At 38.0% G+C, this 22,635-nt stretch carries 25 protein-coding genes and 1 other annotated feature; of the genes, 21 read left to right on the top strand and 4 right to left on the bottom strand.

The genetic code is table 11. From position 1 onward, the window contains the following. Positions 1–55 precede the first annotated feature (55 nt). Positions 56–700, bottom strand: a complete 645-nt coding sequence (gene cbpA, locus DOK79_RS03465; protein ID WP_206854869.1) for a cyclic di-AMP binding protein CbpA — start codon at positions 698–700, stop codon at positions 56–58. A gap of 158 nt (positions 701–858) precedes the next feature. Between cbpA and rpmG the strand changes: the two genes are divergently transcribed. The 10 genes from rpmG to DOK79_RS03415 all read left to right on the top strand — a co-directional run bounded on the left by rpmG (position 859) and on the right by DOK79_RS03415 (position 10,090). Beyond that, a complete protein-coding gene (rpmG, locus tag DOK79_RS03460) occupies positions 859–1,011 on the top strand; it encodes a 50S ribosomal protein L33 (RefSeq protein ID WP_005878997.1) in 153 nt (50 codons plus the stop codon). A gap of 17 nt (positions 1,012–1,028) precedes the next feature. Then, entirely contained in the window at positions 1,029–1,199 is a 171-nt protein-coding gene (secE, locus tag DOK79_RS03455; protein ID WP_206854866.1) for a preprotein translocase subunit SecE, read from the top strand. A gap of 100 nt (positions 1,200–1,299) precedes the next feature. Then, positions 1,300–1,845, top strand: a complete 546-nt coding sequence (gene nusG / locus DOK79_RS03450; RefSeq protein WP_034687107.1) for a transcription termination/antitermination protein NusG — start codon at positions 1,300–1,302, stop codon at positions 1,843–1,845. A 79-nt stretch (positions 1,846–1,924) separates the two neighbouring features. Next, positions 1,925–2,815 carry an alpha/beta fold hydrolase gene (locus DOK79_RS03445; protein ID WP_206854863.1) on the top strand — a complete coding sequence of 297 codons (891 nt, stop codon included), beginning with the start codon at positions 1,925–1,927 and terminating at the stop codon, positions 2,813–2,815. A gap of 342 nt (positions 2,816–3,157) precedes the next feature. Further along, positions 3,158–3,994: an ABC transporter permease gene (locus tag DOK79_RS03440; protein WP_206854860.1), complete on the top strand. Its 837-nt coding sequence runs from the start codon at positions 3,158–3,160 to the stop codon at positions 3,992–3,994. Next, entirely contained in the window at positions 3,987–4,766 is a 780-nt protein-coding gene (locus DOK79_RS03435; RefSeq protein ID WP_206854857.1) for an ABC transporter permease, read from the top strand. The genes DOK79_RS03440 and DOK79_RS03435 overlap by 8 nt, the downstream gene beginning before the upstream one ends. Before the next feature lie 56 nt (positions 4,767–4,822). After that, positions 4,823–5,863, top strand: a complete 1,041-nt coding sequence (locus DOK79_RS03430) for an ATP-binding cassette domain-containing protein (protein WP_206854855.1) — start codon at positions 4,823–4,825, stop codon at positions 5,861–5,863. 22 nt (positions 5,864–5,885) lie between these two features. Then, a complete protein-coding gene (locus DOK79_RS03425) occupies positions 5,886–6,947 on the top strand; it encodes an extracellular solute-binding protein (RefSeq protein WP_206854853.1) in 1,062 nt (353 codons plus the stop codon). A gap of 111 nt (positions 6,948–7,058) precedes the next feature. After that, positions 7,059–8,783 carry an adenine deaminase C-terminal domain-containing protein gene (locus tag DOK79_RS03420; protein ID WP_206854850.1) on the top strand — a complete coding sequence of 575 codons (1,725 nt, stop codon included), beginning with the start codon at positions 7,059–7,061 and terminating at the stop codon, positions 8,781–8,783. Beyond that, positions 8,780–10,090, top strand: coding sequence for an amidohydrolase (locus DOK79_RS03415; RefSeq protein ID WP_206854847.1), 1,311 nt, complete (start codon positions 8,780–8,782; stop codon positions 10,088–10,090). Before DOK79_RS03420 ends, DOK79_RS03415 begins: the two co-directional genes overlap by 4 nt. A 116-nt stretch (positions 10,091–10,206) precedes the next feature. On the opposite strand, the gene sdaAA is transcribed toward DOK79_RS03415, so the two are convergent. Both sdaAA and sdaAB read right to left on the bottom strand, forming a co-directional pair. After that, entirely contained in the window at positions 10,207–11,079 is an 873-nt protein-coding gene (gene sdaAA, locus DOK79_RS03410) for an L-serine ammonia-lyase, iron-sulfur-dependent, subunit alpha (RefSeq protein ID WP_206854844.1), read from the bottom strand. 15 nt (positions 11,080–11,094) lie between these two features. Next, complete coding sequence (gene sdaAB, locus DOK79_RS03405) at positions 11,095–11,763, bottom strand: L-serine ammonia-lyase, iron-sulfur-dependent subunit beta (protein WP_206854842.1); 669 nt, start codon at positions 11,761–11,763, stop codon at positions 11,095–11,097. A 315-nt stretch (positions 11,764–12,078) separates the two neighbouring features. Here sdaAB and rplK point away from each other — a divergent pair, with 315 nt between their 5' ends. The 4 genes from rplK to rplL all read left to right on the top strand — a co-directional run bounded on the left by rplK (position 12,079) and on the right by rplL (position 14,601). After that, positions 12,079–12,501: a 50S ribosomal protein L11 gene (gene rplK / locus DOK79_RS03400; protein ID WP_016624597.1), complete on the top strand. Its 423-nt coding sequence runs from the start codon at positions 12,079–12,081 to the stop codon at positions 12,499–12,501. Between the two features lie 104 nt (positions 12,502–12,605). Then, positions 12,606–13,295: a 50S ribosomal protein L1 gene (gene rplA / locus DOK79_RS03395; RefSeq protein ID WP_206854840.1), complete on the top strand. Its 690-nt coding sequence runs from the start codon at positions 12,606–12,608 to the stop codon at positions 13,293–13,295. A 79-nt stretch (positions 13,296–13,374) separates the two neighbouring features. Further along, positions 13,375–13,500 (top strand) — a sequence feature (ribosomal protein L10 leader region). A 170-nt stretch (positions 13,501–13,670) separates the two neighbouring features. Further along, positions 13,671–14,174, top strand: a complete 504-nt coding sequence (rplJ, locus tag DOK79_RS03390) for a 50S ribosomal protein L10 (protein WP_206854838.1) — start codon at positions 13,671–13,673, stop codon at positions 14,172–14,174. A 58-nt stretch (positions 14,175–14,232) separates the two neighbouring features. After that, positions 14,233–14,601 carry a 50S ribosomal protein L7/L12 gene (rplL, locus tag DOK79_RS03385; protein WP_010734285.1) on the top strand — a complete coding sequence of 123 codons (369 nt, stop codon included), beginning with the start codon at positions 14,233–14,235 and terminating at the stop codon, positions 14,599–14,601. A gap of 88 nt (positions 14,602–14,689) precedes the next feature. Here the strand turns inward: rplL and DOK79_RS03380 are convergent, their stop codons facing one another. Beyond that, positions 14,690–14,890, bottom strand: coding sequence for a tyrosine-type recombinase/integrase (locus tag DOK79_RS03380; protein ID WP_422392097.1), 201 nt, complete (start codon positions 14,888–14,890; stop codon positions 14,690–14,692). Between the two features lie 181 nt (positions 14,891–15,071). On the opposite strand from DOK79_RS03380, the gene DOK79_RS03375 reads away from it, so the two are divergent. From DOK79_RS03375 to DOK79_RS03345, 7 genes are all read left to right on the top strand, one after another. Beyond that, positions 15,072–16,067, top strand: a complete 996-nt coding sequence (locus DOK79_RS03375; RefSeq protein WP_206854836.1) for an Abi family protein — start codon at positions 15,072–15,074, stop codon at positions 16,065–16,067. 198 nt (positions 16,068–16,265) lie between these two features. After that, complete coding sequence (locus DOK79_RS03370) at positions 16,266–16,943, top strand: TVP38/TMEM64 family protein (protein WP_206854834.1); 678 nt, start codon at positions 16,266–16,268, stop codon at positions 16,941–16,943. An 80-nt stretch (positions 16,944–17,023) separates the two neighbouring features. Next, positions 17,024–18,217, top strand: a complete 1,194-nt coding sequence (locus DOK79_RS03365; RefSeq protein ID WP_206854832.1) for an MFS transporter — start codon at positions 17,024–17,026, stop codon at positions 18,215–18,217. A 184-nt stretch (positions 18,218–18,401) separates the two neighbouring features. Continuing rightward, positions 18,402–19,634, top strand: coding sequence for a Fic family protein (locus DOK79_RS03360; protein ID WP_206854829.1), 1,233 nt, complete (start codon positions 18,402–18,404; stop codon positions 19,632–19,634). A gap of 193 nt (positions 19,635–19,827) precedes the next feature. Continuing rightward, complete coding sequence (gene nagB, locus DOK79_RS03355; protein ID WP_206854826.1) at positions 19,828–20,529, top strand: glucosamine-6-phosphate deaminase; 702 nt, start codon at positions 19,828–19,830, stop codon at positions 20,527–20,529. Between the two features lie 146 nt (positions 20,530–20,675). Further along, positions 20,676–21,389, top strand: a complete 714-nt coding sequence (locus DOK79_RS03350) for an MgtC/SapB family protein (protein ID WP_206854823.1) — start codon at positions 20,676–20,678, stop codon at positions 21,387–21,389. A 107-nt stretch (positions 21,390–21,496) separates the two neighbouring features. After that, positions 21,497–22,633, top strand: coding sequence for an AI-2E family transporter (locus tag DOK79_RS03345; RefSeq protein ID WP_206854821.1), 1,137 nt, complete (start codon positions 21,497–21,499; stop codon positions 22,631–22,633). Positions 22,634–22,635 lie beyond the last annotated feature (2 nt).

The following is a 22,635-nucleotide window of genomic DNA, read 5'->3' as shown; positions in this document are numbered from 1 at the left end:
GGGTTTCTGGCTTTTTTGGCATGCAATCAATAACTATTTGTGATTGTTCAGATTCTTATTTTTCAGAATCTTGTAAGTTTTCAATTTCGATCACTTTGTAATTTTTCTTCTCTAAGTGATTAACGATCGAATCACAGACACTTTTTTCTGTATCCGCAGGCAGTGTGATCAAAGTACGACGGATATATTCGTCTTTTTCGACATCTAAGGTGATACAACTAGCAATACTGCTATATTTAGCGATGATTTTTGAAATCGCCGCTAAGTCGCCTTGTTTACCTGTTGAAGCAATCGTCAAAACATAGCTACCTTGCTCTACACTCCAAGATTGAGACAACATGCTCAATAACGTGCTGTGTGTCAAAATCCCATAGAAATGGTTTTGGCTGTCAAGTACAGCGATGTATGGAAGCTCTTTGATCGTAAAGAATACTTTAAAGAAAGAGGTATCCAAATAAATGAATTTTGTTGCGTTTTTCAATAGGTGAGTGACCGGTAAAGTCATATCGCCACCGTTTGCTTTATGACGATAGATGTGCATTTTATAGATGTTCCCACGGAAAATATTACCGGAAGTATCAAGGATCGGTACACAACGGTAACCGGATGATTCTAAAATTTCTAGTGCTTCTTCTAAGTTGCTTGTCTCAGAGACAGTCGTCAAATCTTTTTTCTTGTAAACAAGTGTTTTTAATAGCATAGTCATACCTCCAGATTGCTCATTTTTAAAATCCTTTAAGTAATCATATCATAACTAAAATAAAAACAGTAGAGCGTACGATCACTAATTGACATAAAATAATTTACATGATAATGTAGTATGGTATAAATTTGGATTTCAGTGAGGAGGGGAAACGGATGGCAAAGAAAAAAGCGGCATTAGCATGTTCCGTTTGTGGTTCTCGAAACTATACGAAGTCGATTAGTGAAGGAAAAAGCGGCGAACGTTTGGAAATCAATAAATTTTGTAAATATTGTAATCAATACACATTACATAAAGAAACAAAATAACAAGGAGGAGGATTACGATGAAATTTCTTAAAAGTGTAAAAGACGAAATGAAACAAGTAACTTGGTCAAGTAAAAAACAACTACGTAAAGATACGTTAGTCGTTATCGAGACTGCGATCATCTTCGGATTGATGTTTTTCGTGATGGATACAGCGATCCAAAGTCTGTTTGCGTGGATCTTGCAATAAGTCACTAGTAAAAACCAACAAACGGTGCTATAATCAAGTAGAGGAAAAACTTCGGGGAACTGAGGTTTTTTTATTTTACAAATGAAATGAGGAGCCTTCAATGGAATCTTTTGAAAAAAATTGGTATGTATTGCATACATACTCTGGATACGAAAACAAAGTAAAAGCAAATATCGAGTCACGTGCGCAAAGTATGAAAATGGCTGATTTTATTTTCCGTGTCGTTGTTCCTGAAGAAACAGAAACTGAAGTAAAAAATGGGAAAGAAAAAGAAATCGTTCATAAAACATTCCCTGGTTATGTCTTAGTAGAAATGATCATGTCAGATGCTTCATGGTATGTTGTCCGTAACACACCTGGCGTTACTGGTTTTGTTGGTTCTCACGGTGCAGGAAGCAAGCCAGCACCTTTATTACCAGAAGAAGTCAATCATATCTTACGTTCGATCGGCATGAGTTTACGTCAAAACGAACTTGAAGTAGAAGTTGGCGAAGTTGTGAAAATCATCGAAGGTGCATTTGCTGGTTTAGAAGGGCAAGTGACAGAAGTCGATGAAGAAAAAGAAAAACTAAAAGTAAACATTGACATGTTCGGTCGTGAAACAAGTACAGAGCTTGATTTTGATCAAGTAGACAAGATCGACTAAACAGTGATCAGGATAATGGAGGAGTTGGGATGCCTAGTCATCTCAGCTCTTTTTGTCTTGTACGAAAGGAGTGAGTGAAATGGTGCAACGTAATAAAGGAAACATCAATCTCGTGTTAAGTGGTGTAGTGTTGTTTGTGTTGCTGTTCCTAGCGGGGTGTCAAACGCAAGAAAACACAACCTCAAAAGAAACTACATCCACTGAAACAACAACGACAAGTCAAGTAGAGTCAGTAGAAAAAGGGACTGTACCGACGCTATTTATTCATGGCTATAAAGGGACAGTCAATTCATTTAAAGGAATGCTGGAGCGCTTAGAGACGGAAAACAAAGGGCAGCAAGAAATCGTGTTGACTGTGGATGTCAATGGAAACGTTCAAGCGCAAGGTGCATTATCAAAACAAGCAACGAATCCAATGGTCCAAGTGCTTTTTGAAGATAATGAAAATAATGAATGGAATCAAACGGAATGGATTCGTGCTTGTCTGGTTTATTTGCAGACAACTTACCAAATCGACAAAGTTAACATTGTTGGACATTCCATGGGCGGTGTCAGTGGACTGCGCTATCTGGTCACTTATGGACAAGAGCAAGCTTTACCGCAAGTCGAAAAGTTTGTAGCATTAGGTGCGCCCTTCAATGATTTCGTGGATGATAGCGGTCAGGGGTTGGCGGAGCTACTCGAAAATGGACCGGCTGTAGTGTCTTCGCGGTATCAAGACTATCAATCATTGATAGGAAATCTCCCTAGTGCTACAAAATTTTTATTGATTGCAGGGCAGTTGAGTGAAACGGACCTAAGTGACGGAACGGTTCCGTTGAATAGTGCATTAGCGGTTTATGCCTTATTGAAACAGCATGGAAATCCTGTAACGGAAAAGGTCGAAGAAGGCGAAGGGGCTTCACATAGTATGCTTCATGAAAATGAAGAAGTGGATCGAGAAGTTAGCCAGTTTTTATGGGATATCTGATCGCGATAAAAAGAGCAATTAACGAACGTTTTTAAATGAATGTTCGTTAATTGCTCTTTTTGCTTTTTCATTTGCTTATTTTTTAGTTTCGATTGCGATGTATTTCTCAACACTTTTGATAGTTAAATCGCATATTTGATAAATAATCGTTTAATAAATAGAGTTAGATTACAAAAATCCAATAAAACTCTCAAAAGTGTACCTGTATAAAACGGATAAATACAGGATTTTTAGGATTTATTTCATATAACTAGTGTTTTTTCTGAATAAATTACAAAGTTTTCTTGAAAATGTTCGTATTTTTTCTTATAATGAGACAGAACACGAATGAGGGGGAGAGAAATGAAGAAGAATGTTCCGTATTTGATCATTGCACCTGGAACGATCTTACTATTATTTTTTATGATTTTGCCACTGGTCAATATTATATGGCCAACCATTTTTACTGAAGCAGGAGCTAGTCTGAGTGCTTATACTAGTTTTCTGACAGATGATTTCAATTTGAGGATCTTTCTTCGAACGATTCGCGTTTCGGCGATCGTGACGTTGATTTCTGCCGTTTTAGGAATTCCAACTGCCTATTTTATTGCAGGTGTGGGGAAAAAGTGGAAAAGCCTATTGATGGCGATGACGATGTTTCCATTATTGACGAATTCAGTTATCCGTAGTTTTGCCTGGATCAATATTCTTGGAAGATCAGGAGTGATCAATAATTTCTTGATGCGAATCGGACTGATCGAACAACCCATCGCCTTACTATATACAGAGTTTGCAATTATTATCGGTTCTGTTTATTTATTCTTACCTACCATGGTCATGACACTTGTAGGTGTGATGGAAAATATTGAGAAAGAAACACTTGAGGCTGCTGAAACATTAGGGGCAAGTCCGTTTAAAACGTTCTACAAAATCGTGATGCCACTTTGTATCCCTGGCGTGATCGTTGGCAGTATTTTAGTGTTCACAGGAACATTGACTGCTTACACGACACCGCAACTTTTAGGTGGAAACCAAAATATGATGATGGCGACTTTCTTATACCAGAAAGCATCGACTTTAGGTGATTGGACTTCAGCCAGTGTCATTGCATTGATCATGATCGTGACTACCTTGATTGTGAATAAAGGCTTGAATATGATTGCTGCACGTTTGGATCGGAGGGAAATGAATCATGCGTAAGCAAAAAGGGATGACGATCATCGCAGTATTAGTTTTTGCGTTTTTATTTTTACCATTAGTGATTATTGTTGTGACTTCTTTCGGTCAATCATCAACGATACAATTTCCTATTGATGGATTTTCATTAGAATGGTACACAAAAGCACTAAGTTCTGAAACATTCATGAACAGCTTTAAATTGAGTTTAAGTATTGGGGTAGGTGCGACTTTGTTAGCTTTACTAGTCGGTGTGCCAACTTCTTATGCCCTTTCTCGTTACCACATGAAAAGCAAACAATTATTTAAAAATTTCTTTTTATCACCAACGATGATTCCGGGAATAGTCGTCGGCTACTCCTTGTTCCAATACATCGTGATCAAGTTTAATCTACCGGTGATCCAAGCTTTATTGATTGGCCATTTTTTGATCAGCTTACCGTATATCATTCGGGTGGTCGGTTCAAGTATGGAGCAGTTAGATTTTTCGATTGAAGAAGTTGCGTGGACACTAGGATGCACCAAAACACGCGCATTTATGCAAGTCGTTTTACCAAATGTTTCCTCTGGAATATTTGCTGCATTTATGTTGGCTTTTGTAAACTCATTCAATAATGTACCAGTTTCGATGTTTTTATCTGGACCTGGAGTAACGATGTTGCCTACTTCATTATTGAGCTACATTGAATATACGTATGATCCGACTGTGTCGGCGATTTCAGTGATGATCATGGTATTAACAGTTTTCTTGATGTTTATTATTGAGAAAACGTTAGGTTTAGCTTCGATCGCTTAAATGTGAAGGAATCGAAGAATACTTGAGAATGACTGGAAATTATGAGGGGGAGAACCGTGAGTTTTGTAAATTTGAACAACATCCGTGTGAGTTATGACGGAAAACAAAATATATTAGAAGATTTATCGATTTCAATGGAAAAAGGAGAGCTAGTATCTTTATTAGGTCCTAGTGGTTGCGGGAAAACAACGACGCTACGTGTGATTGCCGGCTTGATTTCACCAAATGATGGCTCTTTTGTTTTGGAAGATCAAGAACTAGTGAAAGTTCCTGTGCATAAACGCAATTTTGGTATGGTATTTCAAAGCTATGCGTTGTTTCCTCATTTAACAATTGCTGAAAATGTCGCTTTCGGTTTGAAATTGCGTAGAGAAAACAAAGCAGATATTGCGAAGAAAGTAGCAGATATGTTAGCGATCTGTGGCTTAGAACAGTTAGGTGATCGTTACCCGAAACAACTCTCAGGTGGACAACGCCAACGAGTGGCCTTAGCCCGAGCATTGGTTATTGAACCTAAGTTACTATTGTTAGACGAACCATTAAGTAATTTAGATGCGAAACTACGTGTCCAAATGCGGATCGAGATCAAACGTATCCAACAGCAACTTGGTATTACCACAGTTTTTGTGACCCACGATCAAGAAGAGTGTTTCTCTATTTCTGATAAAGTAGCGGTCATGAATAATGGTGTAATCGAGCAATATGATACACCTGAAATGATCTATCGCCATCCCAAAACACGCTTTGTTGCACATTTTATCGGCTTTGAAAATTTCTTTCCAGTTGAGCAGATCGAAGGTATTCGCTATCAAGCTGCCGGAAATGTCATTGAAACACCTTATGAACAACCAGTAGCGGAGCGATTGGTAGCAACGATCCGTCCCGAAGATATCGAAATTGCTTCTGATGCGACACATAATCTTGTAAAAGGTGAAGTAAAAGTCAGAACATTTCTAGGGAAAAGTTACCAGTATGAAGTAGAGACAGATTTAGGCAAATTCTTAGTAAACGGTACGGATAAACAAATTTACCAAGCAGGAGATCAAATCGACCTGCATTTCCCAAAAGATAAAATCGTTCTTTTGGAAGATAAATAAGTAAAGAAAAGGGGAAAAAGAAGTGAAAAGAGGCTTTCTAGTAAGTTCAGTAGTTTTAGCAAGTATGTTTGTATTAACAGCTTGCGGAGGAGGATCTGAAACCAATTCTTCAGAAGCAAAAGAGTCAAAAGATTTAGTTGTATCGACATTTGGATTAAGCGAAGATATCGTGAAAAGCGATGTCATGGATCCTTTTGAAAAAGAATTTGATGCGAAAATCACGATGGATCTAGGGAACAGTGGCGATCGCTTCAACAAACTAATCAGCAATCCTAGAGGAATTGACGTGATTGAGTTAGCACAAGCAAATTCATCGGATGGTGCTTCTCAAGAATTATTTGAAAAACTAGATGAATCAAAAATCCCGAATTTAGCAGATTTGACTGAAGGTGCGAAGGAAGTCTTTGATAGTGGTGCGGGTGTGCCGATTGCAGTCAACAGTGTGGGTATCGTTTACGACAGAGAAAAAGTCGGTAAAGAAATTACTAGCTGGTCAGACCTTTGGGATGCTGCATTAGAAGGAAAAATCTCGATTCCTGAAATTACAACAACTGCTGGCCCATTGATGATGTACATTGCAAGTGATCATGCAGGTGTAGCGATCGAAGATGACAATGGTGAAGCAGCATTTGAAGCTTTAGAAGAATTGAAACCAAACATCGTTAAGACCTATGCACGATCTTCTGACTTAGCAAACATGTTCCAAGCAGGAGAAATCGAAGCTGCAATCGTCATGGATTTTGCTTATGATATTGTCAAAGGAGACTCCGATACGATCGAATACGTTGTTCCTGAAAGTGGCACATACGCAAACTACAATACGATCAACATTCCAAAAGAAGCAGCGAATAAAGAACTAGCATACTCATTCATCAACTACAGAATTAGTGAAGAATCACAAAAAACAAAAGCACTTTCATTAAATGAAGCACCGACAAATGATAAAGTCGAATTAAGTGAAGAAGAAGCTGGCAATATGACTTATGGCGCAGTTGCTGATCGTGCAAAAAATATCGACTTTGATTTCGTTAATAGTCAAATGACTGATTGGATCGATCGCTGGAATCGTTTGATCAACCAATAAACAGTTTCCTGACAACGGAAATCATTGAAAAAATACACATTGGGGTGGTTGTGACGAAAGCGCACAACCCCCTATTCTTGTCTAACGGGAATAAAAGAGAGGAAGACAAAGGTGAAGATTGACTTACTGATTAGAGATGCTCAAGTATTCAACACAGCCAAACAATGTTTTGAAAAGAAACATGTCACTGTCAGTGGTGAAAAGTTTTATTATGTTACAGCAAAGGATATTCGTCACTTGGAGATTCTTCAAGAAATAGATGGACGAGGCAAATACATGATTCCTGGTTTGATCGACAGCCATATGCACATTGAAAGTTCGATGACTACGCCAAGTATTTTTTCAAAAGCCGTTTTGCCGTTTGGCGTGACGACGGTGATTGCGGATGCGCATGAGATGGCAAATGTTTTTGGGCTTGAGGGCCTGACTGAATTCATGAATGCCGAAACGGAGCTTGATATTTTCCATGCGATTCCGTCATCTGTTCCTTCCACCACACCGGAACTAGAAACAACTGGAGGAATCATCGGGTTAGCTGAAACAGAAAAACTGTTAGACAATCCAAAAGTGATTTGTTTAGGAGAAGCAATGAACTTCCATGGTATTGCACATGAACCAACATCATTGATCCGTCAAATCATTGATCTATGTAAAGAAAAACGACCAACGATGCCATTGGAAGGCCATTGCCCTAAGATTTACGAAGAAGAATTGGCCGCGTTTATGTATAGTGGGATTTCTTCCGATCATACGCATCAGTTTCCAGAATCTTTAGCAGAAAAAATTGAGAACGGTATGTTCATCCAATTTCAAAACAAATCGATCACACCAGAAAACATGGCGGTGATCACAGAAAATGAGTACTATGACTATGCGTGTATCATCACAGATGATGTGATGGCGGACGATCTGCTGACTGGGCATTTAAATGAAAATCTGAAAAAAGCAGTGGAGGCAGGCCTACCGATTGAGCAAGCAATCTATATGACAACTTTTACGCCAGCTCGCAGAATGGGGTTGAATGATCGTGGATTGATCGGTCCGGGTCGATTGGCTGATTTTATTCTGTTGGATGATTTAACGTCATTCTCTATTTCTGCGGTCTTTAAATCGGGAAAAGAAGTCTACCAGAAAGGTGACACGATCCGTTATCCAGAAAAAATCGAACAGTTTCCTGATTCATATAGTCAAACAGTTCATTGTAAAAAACTTTCGTTAGACGATCTCCGCTTAGCAGTCAAAACAGAGTTACCAAGTGTCCGTTGTAATGTCATTCGGAAACATGAGATTGGAACATTTACGGAACGAATCACGAAGGAAATTCCGGTCAAAGAAGGGTATCTCGATTGGGAAAATTCGGACTGCGACCTGTTGATCGTCATGGAACGCTATGGAAAAAATGGCAATGTTGCTTATGCTTTGATGGAAGAACCTATTACAAAACCAGGGAGTATTGCGACAACTTGGGCGCATGATCATCATAACGTGATGGTGATGGGGAATAACGCCCAAAATATTCTGTTGGCGCAGCAAAAATTGTTGGAATTACAAGGGGGCTATGTGGTAGTCAATGATGGGGAATTAGCAGCGACCTGCCCTCTGCCAATCGGAGGGATCGTTTCGCAAGCGCCGATTGAAGAGTTAGGACAAGATTTGAAATCTGTGCGTAGAGAAATGCAAAATCTAGGCTACAAAAATATGAATGAGATCATGTCGTTTTCTACATTGTCATTGCCAGTTTCGCCTGCAATCAAAATGACTGATAAAGGGATGATGAATACGAAAACACAAGAATTTTATCCATTGATTTTCCCAGAAGATGGGGTTCTATTATGAGAACCTTGATAAAAAATGTTCATATCCTAACAATGGATGATCAACTGACTGAATATAAAAATGGTTATCTGTTAATAGAAGAAAACCGTGTACTTGAGTTGGGCAAATGGCAAGAAGGGATCGCCTCTGCGGAAGAAGTAATTGATGGAGAGGGTGGTATCTTATTGCCAGGGTTCGTGAATACACATACGCATGCTGGCATGATTCCTTTTCGATCTTTAGGTGACGATGTCCCAGATCGGTTGCGCCGTTTCTTGTTTCCATTAGAAGCTTACATGACACCAGAGCTAGTGGCAGCAAGCACCGCTTATGCAATCAGTGAAATGTTACTTAGTGGTGTGACTGGTTTTTGTGATATGTACTATTTTGAAGATCAAGTCGCGCAAGTGTGTGATCAATTTAAGATTCGTGCGGTCCTTGGCGAAACGATCATTGATATGCCTGTCTGTGATAATCCAGAGCCATCTGGCGGGTTGACCTACAGTGAAACGTTCCTGCCGAAATGGCAAGGGCATCCGTTGATCACGCCAGCTCTTGCGCCACATGCGCCGAATACCAATACGTATGAAGGATTGAAACAGACAGTTGAATTGAGTAAACGATTCGATGTGCCGATCACTTTACATGTCGCAGAAATGGATTACGAAATGAAAGAATTGGCGGAACGTTATCAACAAACGCCTTTTGAGCTATTGAAAGAACTGGGATTTATGGAACGACCATTGATCATGGCACACTGTATCCATATGACAGAAGCAGATATTGCTTTAGTTGCTGCAGCAGGAGAGAAAGTCGGTATTGCCCATTGCATCGGCGCAAATACAAAGTCGGCTAAAGGGGTAGCGCCAGTAAAAGAAATGCTTTCTGCTGGCTTGACTGTCGGTTTAGGTACAGACGGCCCAAGTAGTGGCAATACGTTAGATCTCTTTACGCAAATGAAGCTATTTGCTAATTTCCATAAAACCTTTGAAAAAGATCGCGCACTTTTTCCAGCGAAGGAAATCGTCCGCTTAGCAACAAGAGGAGGGGCAGAATTGCTGGACTTTAAAGAAACTGGCCAGCTTGCGGTAGGGAATAAAGCCGATTTTATTATCGTTGAAACACAGTCTGTGAACATGTTTCCGATTTTTGATCCTTATTCTGCGTTAGTTTACTCAGCGAATGCTTCCAACGTGGCACATGTATGGGTGGATGGGAAACAGCTCGTACGTGATCATCAATTGGTCCATCACGACTTTAAAAAAATCAAAGCAAACCTTTATGAACAGATGGAGCAATTTGTTTTTGAAGCAAAGCAGAGAATGTAAAAAGAAACCGAATGACCATGGGAAAAGCAAATCTGCTCCCATGGTTATTCGGCATGTCTTTAGGAGATAAAAAACTTGTTGTGCAGTCTTTGTTCCAACTTGCAGAAAAAGGATGACTATACTTGCCTTTCTAAGATTTCTTTCGTCAATCGTTTCGCTGTAGGGGTCACTGCCAGTCCACCTTCTGCGGTTTCTTTAAAAATAGAAGGCATTTGTCGACCCACTTGATACATGGCAGCCACCACTTCATCAGGTGGGATCACGCTTTCGATGCCAGCTAAAGCCATATCAGCTGAAATGAAAGCTTGTGACGAACCTAAAGCATTTCGTTTAACGCAAGGCACTTCTACAAGCCCGGCAACAGGATCACAGATCAAGCCCATCATATTTTTCAATGTGATCGCCACCGCTTGAGCCGCTTGATGAGGTGTCCCGTTTTTCGCACAAACTAAGGCAGCGGAAGCCATCGCACTCGCAGAACCGACTTCTGCTTGACAACCGCCTTCAGCTCCACTGATCGACGCATTGTTTGCGATGACTAAGCCAAAAGCACCAGCTGTAAACAAAAAGTCGAGTTGCTGTTCATGTGTTAATTGCAAACGATCACGTACGGCCATCAAAACACCAGGAACGACCCCTGCACTACCTGCAGTAGGGGTTGCACAGATCAACCCCATTTTTGCGTTGACTTCATTCACCGCAATCGCATTACGGACGGCTGTCAAAATCGTTTCGCCGCTCAGAAAATCACCATGAGAAAGGTAGTCGTCCATTTTCTTTGCGTCACCACCCGTGATCCCTGTAACGGAGGTCACTCCTTCATTGCCTTCTGCAATCGACTGTTCCATTACCGCTAGATTTTTTTCCATGATGGAAATGATCTGTTCACGAGAACGGCCATTCATCTCCATTTCGATCGCAATCATCAATTCAGCAACGCTAGGGTAGTGTTGTGCTTGTTGGACTAATTCTTCAATTGATAAAAACATACCTCGTCTGCTCCTTTACTCGAAATAATTGACACTGTCAATATTTGGCAATTGCTTCAGTTTTTTTACTGTGTCTTCTACTTGGCGATCATCTACTTCAATGATCATGATGGCATTTTCCCCTTTTGATTCACGGGTAACCGTCATTGTTCCAATGTTGGTGTTGGTTTCTGAAAGAATATTCGTCACTTTAGCGATCATTCCAGGAACATCTTGGTGAACGATGATCAAAGTTGGCGTTCCCATGCTTAATGAAATCTTGAAACCATTCAATTCAGAGATCTGGATATTGCCTCCGCCAATGGAGATACCTGTCACAGACAATTTTCGATTCCCTTTTTTTAGCAACATTTTGACCGAATTGGGATGATCCGCTTTCTCATTTTTCGGCACAAACAAAACTTCCATGCCAGCTTCATGTGCTAATTTCAAAGAGTCAGCTAAACGAGAATCATCTGGTTCCATACCTAACAACCCGCCGACCAAGGCAATATCGGTGCCATGTCCACGATACGTTTTTGCAAAAGACTCATAAAGGTAGATGTCAACAGAATCTGGTTGCTCACCAAAAATACTTCGGACGATTTTTCCGATCCTTGCAGCCCCAGCGGTATGCGAGCTGCTTGGCCCAATCATTACAGGGCCGATAATATCAAATACACTTCTGTACTTTAATTCTTTCATTATTTCACCTCATTAGAATAGAAGACTTGGTTATTTTTGAACATATTCGCTTCATACAGGCGTAAGTTTAGCATAAATAAGCGATTTATAAAGACTTTTCTACATGTTTTAACGAGAAATTTAGCTTTTATTTGGATGAAGCTGAAAATAATTAGAAAAAAATGTTGAAAAAAAAGAAAAATTTGCTATACTGTATCAGTGTGCATTCGTTATGTACATGATATGTCGATTGATTTTAGGATCAACTGACAGTACGTGGGAGGAGAAATATGCATCTCCAATTAACCACATCACGGACTTAAGGAGGTATGTCTCGTGGCAAAGAAAGTAGAAAAAATCGTTAAATTGCAAATCCCTGCAGGTAAAGCAACTCCAGCTCCCCCAGTAGGTCCTGCGCTAGGTCAAGCGGGTATCAACATCATGGGATTCACAAAAGAATTCAATGCTCGTACAGCTGATCAAGCAGGTTTGATCATTCCAGTTGTGATTTCTGTATACGAAGATCGTTCATTCACATTCGTTACAAAAACACCACCAGCTGCAGTATTATTGAAAAAAGCAGCGAAAATCGAAAAAGGTTCAGGCGAACCAAACAAAACTAAAGTTGCTAAAGTTTCTAGCGATCAAGTAAAAGAAATCGCTGAATTAAAAATGGAAGACCTAAACGCAGCTAACGTTGAAGCAGCAATGCGCATGGTTGAAGGAACTGCACGAAGCATGGGGATCACTGTAGAATAATCTTCTGCACCCTAAGAAAGTAGCTTCTCAGTTGGCTCTGTATTGAAAGATACGGAACACGTGGGAGGTACAACCGTTATAACCACAATCAAGGAGGAACCAAAATGGCTAAAAAGAGCAAAAAAATGCAAGAAGCATTGAAAAAAGTTGATTCAAGTAAAGTTTATTCTGTTGCTGAAGCAGTAGCATTAGCAAAAGAAACAAACATTGCTAAATTTGATGCAACAGTTGAAGTTGCATACCGTCTAAACGTAGACCCTAAAAAAGCAGACCAACAAATCCGTGGAGCTGTTGTATTACCAAACGGAACTGGTAAAACACAAACTGTTTTAGTATTTGCTAAAGGAGACAAAGCAAAAGAAGCTGAAGCAGCTGGTGCAGACTTCGTTGGTGACGACGACATGGTTCAAAAAATCCAAAATGGATGGTTTGACTTTGACGTAGTTGTTGCAACACCTGATATGATGGCTACTGTAGGTCGTCTAGGACGTGTATTAGGACCTAAAGGCTTAATGCCAAACCCTAAAACTGGTACTGTAACAATGGACGTAACAAAAGCTGTAAACGAAGTAAAAGCTGGTAAAGTAACTTACCGCGTTGACAAAGCTGGAAACATCCATGTACCAATCGGTAAAGTTTCTTTCGACAACGAAAAATTAGTTGAAAACTTTGCTGCGATCCATGATGTATTAGTGAAAGCTAAACCATCAGCAGCTAAAGGTCAATACATGAAAAACATTACTGTAACAACAACATTTGGACCTGGTATCCATGTAGACCAAGCTTCTTTCTAATCCATCGATTAGGACGTTGATTGATCCAACTGAAAAATAATTCTTGACTCAACTAGCTTAGCGTGCTAAGCTAGTTGAGGTTAATAATTAACTTGTACCGAAGACAGTAGGTGGCTTAGCCTTAATTTCCTACCGAGGACGTTTATTGAATATATTCAATAGTCCCTCTATGTCTACGGTGGCATAGAGTTTTTTGTTGTGAATCACTAAGAATGAAGTGATTAGATGATGAACAATACTCGTTGAGTGGAACGAAAGGAGTGTCCTTTCGAGCGTTGGCGAGCGGAATCACTAAGAACGTAGTGATTAGATGAGGCACAAACGATTCAATCGTAAGAAACTCTTCCATCAAAATTCAGGAGGTGAAACTCAAAAATGAGTGAAGCAATTATCGCAAAAAAAGCAGCAATCGTTGATGAAGTAAGTGCAAAATTTACAGAAGCAGCTTCTGTAGTCGTAGTTGACTACCGTGGATTAACTGTTGATGAAGTAACACGCTTACGTAAACAACTTCGTGAAGCGAACGTTGAAATGAAAGTTATCAAAAACTCTATCCTTTCACGTGCAGCTAAAAAAGCAGGCCTAGATGGCATGGACGAAGTTTTCACTGGACCTACAGCCGTTGCATTCAGTAACGAAGACGTAGTAGCACCAGCGAAAATCATGGACGAATTTGCTAAAGAAGCAAAAGCATTAGAAATCAAAGGCGGTATCATCGAAGGTAAAGTATCTTCATTGGAAGAAATCACGGCATTGGCAAAATTGCCAAACCGCGAAGGACTTCTATCTATGTTGCTATCTGTACTACAAGCGCCAGTCCGCAACGTGGCTTACGCTATCAACGCAGTCGCAGAAAAAGAAGATGGAGATGCAGCTTAATCGCCGCATAGCATGATCAATAAATAAAAAAAGAACATTTAAAATGGAGGAAACAAAAATGGCATTGAACATTGAAAACATCGTTGCTGAGTTAAAAGAAGCAACTATCCTAGAACTTAACGACCTAGTTAAAGCTATTGAAGAAGAATTTGGCGTATCTGCTGCTGCTCCTGTAGCTGCAGTTGCTGCTGGTGGCGGTGCTGCTGCTGAAGAACAAACTGAATTCACTGTAGAATTAACTGCAGCTGGAGACCAAAAAGTTAAAGTTATCAAAGCAGTTCGTGAAGCAACTGGCTTAGGCTTGAAAGAAGCTAAAGCAGTAGTTGACGGCGCTCCTGCACCAGTTAAAGAAGGCGTTTCTAAAGAAGAAGCTGAAGAATTAAAAGCTAAACTTGAAGAAGTTGGCGCTTCTGTAACAGTTAAATAATTTTCATTAATTATTATGCACCGGAATCCTTGATATGAGAGGGTTTCGGTGTTTTTTATTTTTTTTGACCAAACTTTTGACCATACTTCTAGAAACTTAATCTATTGTGCAAATTTATTGGCAGATTGTTTTTTTGTTTTTTGATTGCATGGGTGTAAATATTCATTGTTGTATGAATATCTGAATGGCCAAGACGTTCTTGTACCTCTTTTAAAGATAAAGCAGCTGCAAATAATGGACTACAATGAGTATGACCAAATCCATGAACATTATTATCTTTTGAATTTATTTATTTTTCAGTAGGATACGTATTAAGGAAAAGTTGATATAATTTCAAAATAGCAAATTTTTTTGAAAGTTAAGTAGATACTCTAGATTTATTTTTAATAGTTGATCTATACTTCTTTTAAGTGCTCAGTGAAAAATTTATTTATAACTACATCTATTTTCATGGAGAAAGGAAATCAATGATGGATGATAAAGTCAAACAAAAATTATTTACTGTTAAAGAAGCATTAGAAGAGAAGGGAAAGAATGAAGCAATACTAAGACATCCTAAAGCATCTTTTGAGGACCTTATAGATGAGTTAGTTTTAAAGGGGATAGGATTTAATATAATGAATAAGGGTGAGGCTAAGAAAATTCTAAGCAACTTAAATTACTATTATAAATTGACTGTGTATAGGCGAAATTTTAAAAGAGATGCGGATGGCAAATATGTAAATTTAGAATTTAGCTATCTAACAGATTTAGCGAGTGTGGATATGCAATTAAGATATATACTTTTAACAGCAACTTTAGATATTGAGCATGCGATGAAAACTTTCCTAATAACACATATCACTGAAAATCTAAATGAAGATGGGTATAAGATAGTTAATAAATTTTTTCACTCTACTTTAACAACTTCTTACGAAATGAACAGAGAAAAAATTTTACATAAAATTAAAGAGAAAAGTCATTATCAAAGGAAATTATACGAAGCACATAAAGATTCCCTTTCAATTTGGGTTCTTGTAGAGGTAATGAGTTTTGGTGAATTTACTAGATTATTTGAATTTTATTTAAAAAAATATTCTATAACTGAATTTGAAACCCGACGCATGAGTGGAATCATACACGCTGTAAAAAGAATTAGAAATTGTTGTGCTCACAATAATCCATTACTATTCTATTTAAGTAGAAATGAATTAGAACATCCAAATAGGATTATTAGTGATTATTGTAAAAAAGCCAAGATAGGCGAAGCTTTTTATAGATGTGTAAAAGTTCATGATATTGTAGCAGTTCTCTATGCACATGATTTTTTTGTTAAAGGTATAGGAACTAGAAAATTTCGTCATAAAGAATTATTAAATTTAACTATCAGAAGTATCGATCGATTTGATTATTTACCAAAGGATAATGATATCTATTATTTTTTCCGTTTATTAAGGATGGTGCTTAATTCATATAAAATCGAGTGATTTTCTCTTGACAATACATATGTATAGCGATAACATAAAATATGTAGAAACAACGTGTTGGAACGTTGGGCGTGGAAGGATTTATTCTGAAATGCTTAAATAATTTTATTATAAAAGTGTTAACCTCAAGAGGTTAACACTTTTTTTATATAATGATAAACTAACAATGAGTATGACTAAGTAGAAGGAGAAGTCGTTATGAAAAAGCAACATATTCGCTATATATTGATTGGGATAGGTTTACTGTTGATTCTGTTTGTTGGTTATCATCTTTATTTACAATATCGAACAGATATCCATTTATTGCTCGATCCACAAGCAAGTCGGAAAGAGTGGATGACGGAGATCCGTTCTCATGGGGTTACGGCAGCAATCATTTTGGTTGTGCTGATCAGTTTGATGTGCGCGGTTCCCGGTATTCCAACTTCTGTGATTGGCGTACTCGTCGGTTTAAGTTATGGACCATTGCTAGGAACAGCGATCAACGTATCAGGCAATGCACTTGGAAATATACTATCAATCGCCTTGATGCAACATGTATCTTTTATGGACCATAGCAAAAAAGAGAATCGTTGGGTCAAAGCAATCAGACGAATGAAACATCCAAAAATAGGTGTGATGATCGGTTATATGGTGCCAGTGATCCCATCTTCCGTGGTGAATTTTGCCGCCACATCTTTAAATCTTTCGATTCGTGAGTTAGTCTTGTCGATCCTTATTGGTGTCGTACCATCCTCACTTTTATACGCATGTGGCGGAGAAGCATTGTTTCATGGGAAACATATAAAAGCGATTCTGTTGGTAGCTAGTGTGTTAGTTTTAACTGTTTTAGTGATTATTATCTATCGAGATCGTAGAAAACACGCTGTTAAATAACTTACACTATTTTATTTAAGCCTTCCTGTTTTCAATTATTCTTAGAAGTTGTAAACTAAGAAAGGAAATGGGGGAATCTGATGGAAACAAATAAGCAAACACCGCTTTCGAAATCATTGATTTTATTATTAGCGATCACCTGTGGGGTAGTCGTTGCCAATATGTATTACATCCAACCGATTGGCACTAAAGTAGCGGCGAATTTGTCAGTTAATACGAGTGCTGTCGGTTTATTGACCATGCTGACTCAACTTGGCTATGCTTTAGGTTTATTATTTTTAGTTCCACTGGGAGATGTCGTGGATCGACCTAAATTGATCATTCGTATGGCAGGGTTATCTGCGCTATCTTTGTTAGCCGCTTTCTTTGCACCAAACTTTGCTTTATTTGCGGTTGCATCTTTCTTGATTGGGCTATTGTCGATCGTACCGCAAATCATTATTCCTTATGGAGCGGTACTTGCTGGACCAGCTGCACGAGGAAAAACGATGGGCGTCTTACTGAGCGGTTTACTGATGGGGATCTTGCTTTCTCGAACAGTCTCGGGATTACTTGCTAGTTGGTTCTCATGGCGTAGCGTTTATCTGTTTGCGCTTTTCCTAGTCGCAGCGTTGACTTTTTTACTCTATTTAAAACTGCCGAGAACACAAGGGACGTTAGAAAAAGAATCAACAGTGTCTTATCTTGACTCGTTAAAAAGCTTACCGAAGCTTGTTAAACATCAACGATTGTTGCGTGAAGCAGCGATCAATGGCTTTTTTATGTTTGGTACGTTTTCACTTTTTTGGTCGACCTTGATTTTTTATATCAGTAGTCCAGCTTATGGTTGGGGAACCTTTGAAGCAGGAATCTTGGCGATTTTTGGCTTATCTGGTGCGGTAGCTGCGCCAATCGTCGGTCGATTGGCAGATTCATACTCTGAAAGAAGAATCGTTGGAATGGGCTTAGTGATGCAGACGATCAGTTTTCTTGCCCTATTCATTGCTGGTGATTATATCGCTGTTTTATTAGTTGCAATCATATTGTTAGATGTCGGCAATCAGTTTGGACAAGTAGCGAATCAAAGTAGAGTGCAAGGACTTGGGGAAGCAACGAGCAATCGAAACAACACGATTTTTATGTTTATGTATTTTATTGGCGGAGCGACAGGTTCTTTATTAGGCTCAGTGATGTGGCAACATTATGGTTGGACAGGCGTAACTGTTACAGGATTGGTTTTTCAGTTGTGTGCTTTTTGGTTTCAAGCAGTTGTCTATCCTAATAAAAGAAGATAGAGATAGAATAAGATCGGTATAATAAATCTAGAATACCAACTAAAGTAGAGGACCAACCCTTTGTTTAGTTGGTATTTTTTTTTAGCATAATTATGAATTTATATGTAGATTACTAAACCAATATTGCAATCTATTTTAATAAATGCTATTTTTATTAAAATAGATTGAGGGAGAAGTGATAAAAATGAGCTATAAACCATTAAAAATTACTTTTTATGAAAATAGAAATAAGTTTGAGGAAGAATATCAGCTTAGGTTTAACTTTTTTTCCACTTTTAAGACTGGACTTAATATCCATCCTTTTGATCGGCAGCAGCGGATTACAACAGAAAGTTATGAGTTGTTTTACATACCATTATTAGAACATGAAAACCTGAAAGAAAAAATTCAAAAAAATTCATCAGAAATTGAAAGATATATTAGTATGCTTCCCCCAATTATCCAGAGAAATATTTTTAATTCTCAAATTATTGATGAAATAAAGTCAACAAATGATATTGAAGGTGTGCGAAGTACAAGAAAAGAAATCGGAACAGCAATTAGGAAAAGAAATAGTGATGAAATAGTTAGATTTAAAGGAATAGTAAATATGTACATGAACTTGGGTGAATCTGAGTATGAAGAAATTCATGATATTGTGAAAATAAGAAATATATACGATGAATTATTTAGTAAAGATATTCCAGAAGAGGATCAACCAGATGGTCAGTTATTCAGAAAGGAAGTAGTCTATATAGGATCTGAGGATAAACGAGTTCATCAAGGTAATCCTAATGAGGAAACAATAATAAGAGATTTAAATAATCTCGTTTTATTTATGAACAGGAAAGATATTCCTTTTTTATTAAAATGCGTGATTACACATTACTATTTTGAGTATATTCATCCTTTCTACGATGGTAATGGTCGGATGGGAAGATTTTTAATTTCAAATTATCTTTCTAGAAAATTAGATTTTTTAACAGGAATCACAATTTCAAATGCGATCACACATGACAAAAAAACTTATGGAAAGTTATTTGCAGAAGTTTCAAATCCGAGAAATAAAGCGGATTTGACTTTGTTTGTCCAAAATATGTATCAATTGATTATTAATGGACAAACAAAAGTAATCGAAGAGTTACAGACAGCAAAAGCTAAATTAGATAGTGCAGTTAATGTCCTTAATAAATTAGATTTGAAAGACAAAGATACGGTTGAAGTACTATTTGTACTGATTCAAGGTCATTTATATAATGAGGTAAATGAATATATTACGGATATAGAATTAAGAAAGCACCTTAACATATCTTATCCTAAACTAAAACAAATCAGTCAAAATTTAATCGAAAAAAAACTAGTTGTACAGATAAAAAAGAAACCATCGATCCATATTCTTTCAACAGAATTTCAAGACCAGCTAGAGTCATTCTCTTAACTAGAAGATTATGTGATCAGTTTTGTTTATCTACTATTAATTTTCAAATTATCAGGTAATTATTATAGTAAGGGAAATAATGCTAATTACTCGTGTAATAAATATTTTTTCTCTATTTGGTCTATACAGATATTGTCATTTTGAAATAAAGATGCTATAATTGGGCTATACCAAAATAAAAGGAGTAATCGTTATGGAAATCATTCGTGTGAAAAATGCTGAAGAAGGCGGAAAAAAAGCTTTTGAGATAATTAAAAATGGAATGGAAAATGGTGCGAAAGTTCTAGGTTTAGCAACAGGAAGCACGCCAATCACTTTATATAAAGAAATGACTTCAAGCGACATGGATTTCAGTAACATGACTTCTGTTAACTTGGATGAATATGTAGGATTAGGCGGATCAGATGATCAAAGCTACCGTCATTTTATGAATGTTGAATTATTCGACAAAAAGCCATTCAAAGAAACGTTTGTACCTGATGGAAAAGCAGCTGATTTAGTTGAGGCTTGCCAATCATACGATCGAATCATTGAAGAACATCCAATCGATATCCAAATCTTAGGAATCGGTCAAAACGGCCACATCGGGTTTAATGAACCTGGCGCGCCATTTGATGGAAAAACAAGCGTTGTCGATTTAACAGAATCAACGATCAATGCAAACAAACGATTCTTTGACAAAGTAGAAGATGTACCAACAAAAGCCGTTTCTATGGGGATTGGTTCAATTTTAAACAGCAAAAAAATCGTCTTGATGGCGTATGGAGAAAATAAAGCAGAAGCGATCAAAGGCATGATCAACGGTCCGGTTACAACAGAGATGCCGGCAAGTGCTTTGCAAAATCATGCAGATGTTGTAGTCATTATTGACGAAGAAGCAGCAAGCAAATTATAAAAAAAGACAGCAGTCACTGGGAATCATTTGATACAAATCAGATGATTCGCCACAGTGGCTGTTTTTTTATTTGATCAATAAACAAATAGTTATATTTTGTTTGTTTTTTTTACTCGTGCTATATTTGATAAGGGGAGGGGATAGTTATGGAAGATATGGTTTTATCGATACCAGAAATTATTATACGATTAAGTATTGCATTGCTGTTTGGCGGAGCAATTGGTTTTGAACGACAATATAAAAATCGACCAGCAGGGATGCGTACACATATTTTAGTTTGTATGGGTGCTTGTATCATTGCGTTGATCCAAGTTGAAATTGCCAGTGGTGCGTTGAGAAATGCGTTAGAGTATCCTGAATTAGTAGGGACCCTCCGTTCAGATGAAGCACGTCTGATCGCACAAGTTGTTAGTGGCGTCGGTTTTTTAGGAGCAGGTACGATCATTGTCACGAAACAATCAGTGACCGGCTTAACGACCGCAGCGTCTCTTTGGGCAATTGCAGGCTTGGGGATCGCGATTGGCATGGGCTTTTATGCGATCGCACTCATTAGTTTTGTGGGCATCGTCTTTGCGTTGACTGTGGTGAAACGAATCATCCACGTACCAACAACAAAAAAATTAGTCATCCAATTTATTCATCGAAAAGAAACAAAGGATTTTTTGAATGAATACTTTGAGAAAAGAAACATCACGATCGAGGATGTCAATTTTGATGTGAAATTTATTGATGATTACCGTATTTATAAAAATGTTTATACGATCGATTTACCAAAAGGCTTGACTTATGCAGAAGTGATCGAGGAGTTATCCACCTATAAAAATATCACCAAATTACATCTGGTTAGTCTGACAAAGTGAGTAATCACTTTTTTTAAATAACAAGAAATTAATGGAAAAATAGCGCTTTATCGATGGATAAATGATAAAATAGAAGTATCTGTAAGAATGAAATTTGGAGGATATCTATGTATTCAAGGTTCAAAGAGTCAAAATTATTGTTTTGGACAGTGGAATTAGTCTTAACGATTATTGGCGTTTTCTTTATTTTACGTATGCCAAATGTGTTTCACCCTATCCTAAGAATGGCATCTGCAATCATCATGCCATTGATTATTGCTGGATTTTTTTATTACATGTTTAATCCAGTTGTCTTGTTTTTAGAAAAACATCGAGTTCCTCGAGTGTTGGGCTATATCCTGACGTTGATCGTTTTATTAGTGGTCGTCTTTTTGACAATCATGAACGTCTTACCACAGTTGGCAGATCAAGCGGTGCAATTGACTAGGAGCATCCCTGCATATGCTGATGAAACCAGTCGTTGGTTGACTGATATCATGCAACGAGAAGAATTTCGCTCATTGAATCTGGAAGAGCAATTTGCTTCTGCAAATTTATCGTTAAGTAACTTGTTCAATATTCTGTTAGTTAGTCTGACAGGTAGTGTTTCAAGAATCTTTTCCTTTATGATGCAATTTTTCATTTTGTTGTTTACCGTACCGTTTATTTTGTTATTTATGTTCAAAGATGGACATAAATTCATTGATGCGTTATCCCCGTTCTTTCCACAAGCAATACGAGGAGAGTTGCGACAAACGGTGAGAGAGTTGAATGAGACTTTGTCTGCTTATATCAGCAGTACGATCGTTGATGCGGTGATCATTGGTGTCATGAGTTTTATTGCGATGACGATCTTTAAGCAGCCGTATAGTTTGCTGTTGGCAGTTATTTGCGGGATCACGAACATCATCCCGTATGTTGGCCCTTTTATCGGCGCAGTACCAGCCATTATTGTCGGCTTGTTTGTTTCACCATTCCAAGCACTTTATATGGCACTTTCTATTCTCGTGATCCAACAATTGGATGGGAATGTGATCAAACCGTTACTATTTGGAAAAACGATGAACATCCATCCGCTCACGATCATCTTGGTATTGATCGGTGCTGGAAGTGTTGCTGGAATCATGGGAATGTTGATCTGTATCCCTGTGTATGCGGTAATCAAAACGCTAGTATTGAATATCCGTAAGATTTACTTATTACGCAAATTCGAACAAGTGCCAGATGAAGAGCAACCGAAGAAAATTGAATTAGAACATGAGTAACT

This window comes from Enterococcus sp. DIV1094 (assembly GCF_017316305.2).
GTDB classification, from domain to species: domain Bacteria; phylum Bacillota; class Bacilli; order Lactobacillales; family Enterococcaceae; genus Enterococcus_B; species Enterococcus_B mangumiae.
This window is presented reverse-complemented; position numbering and strand designations above follow the sequence as displayed.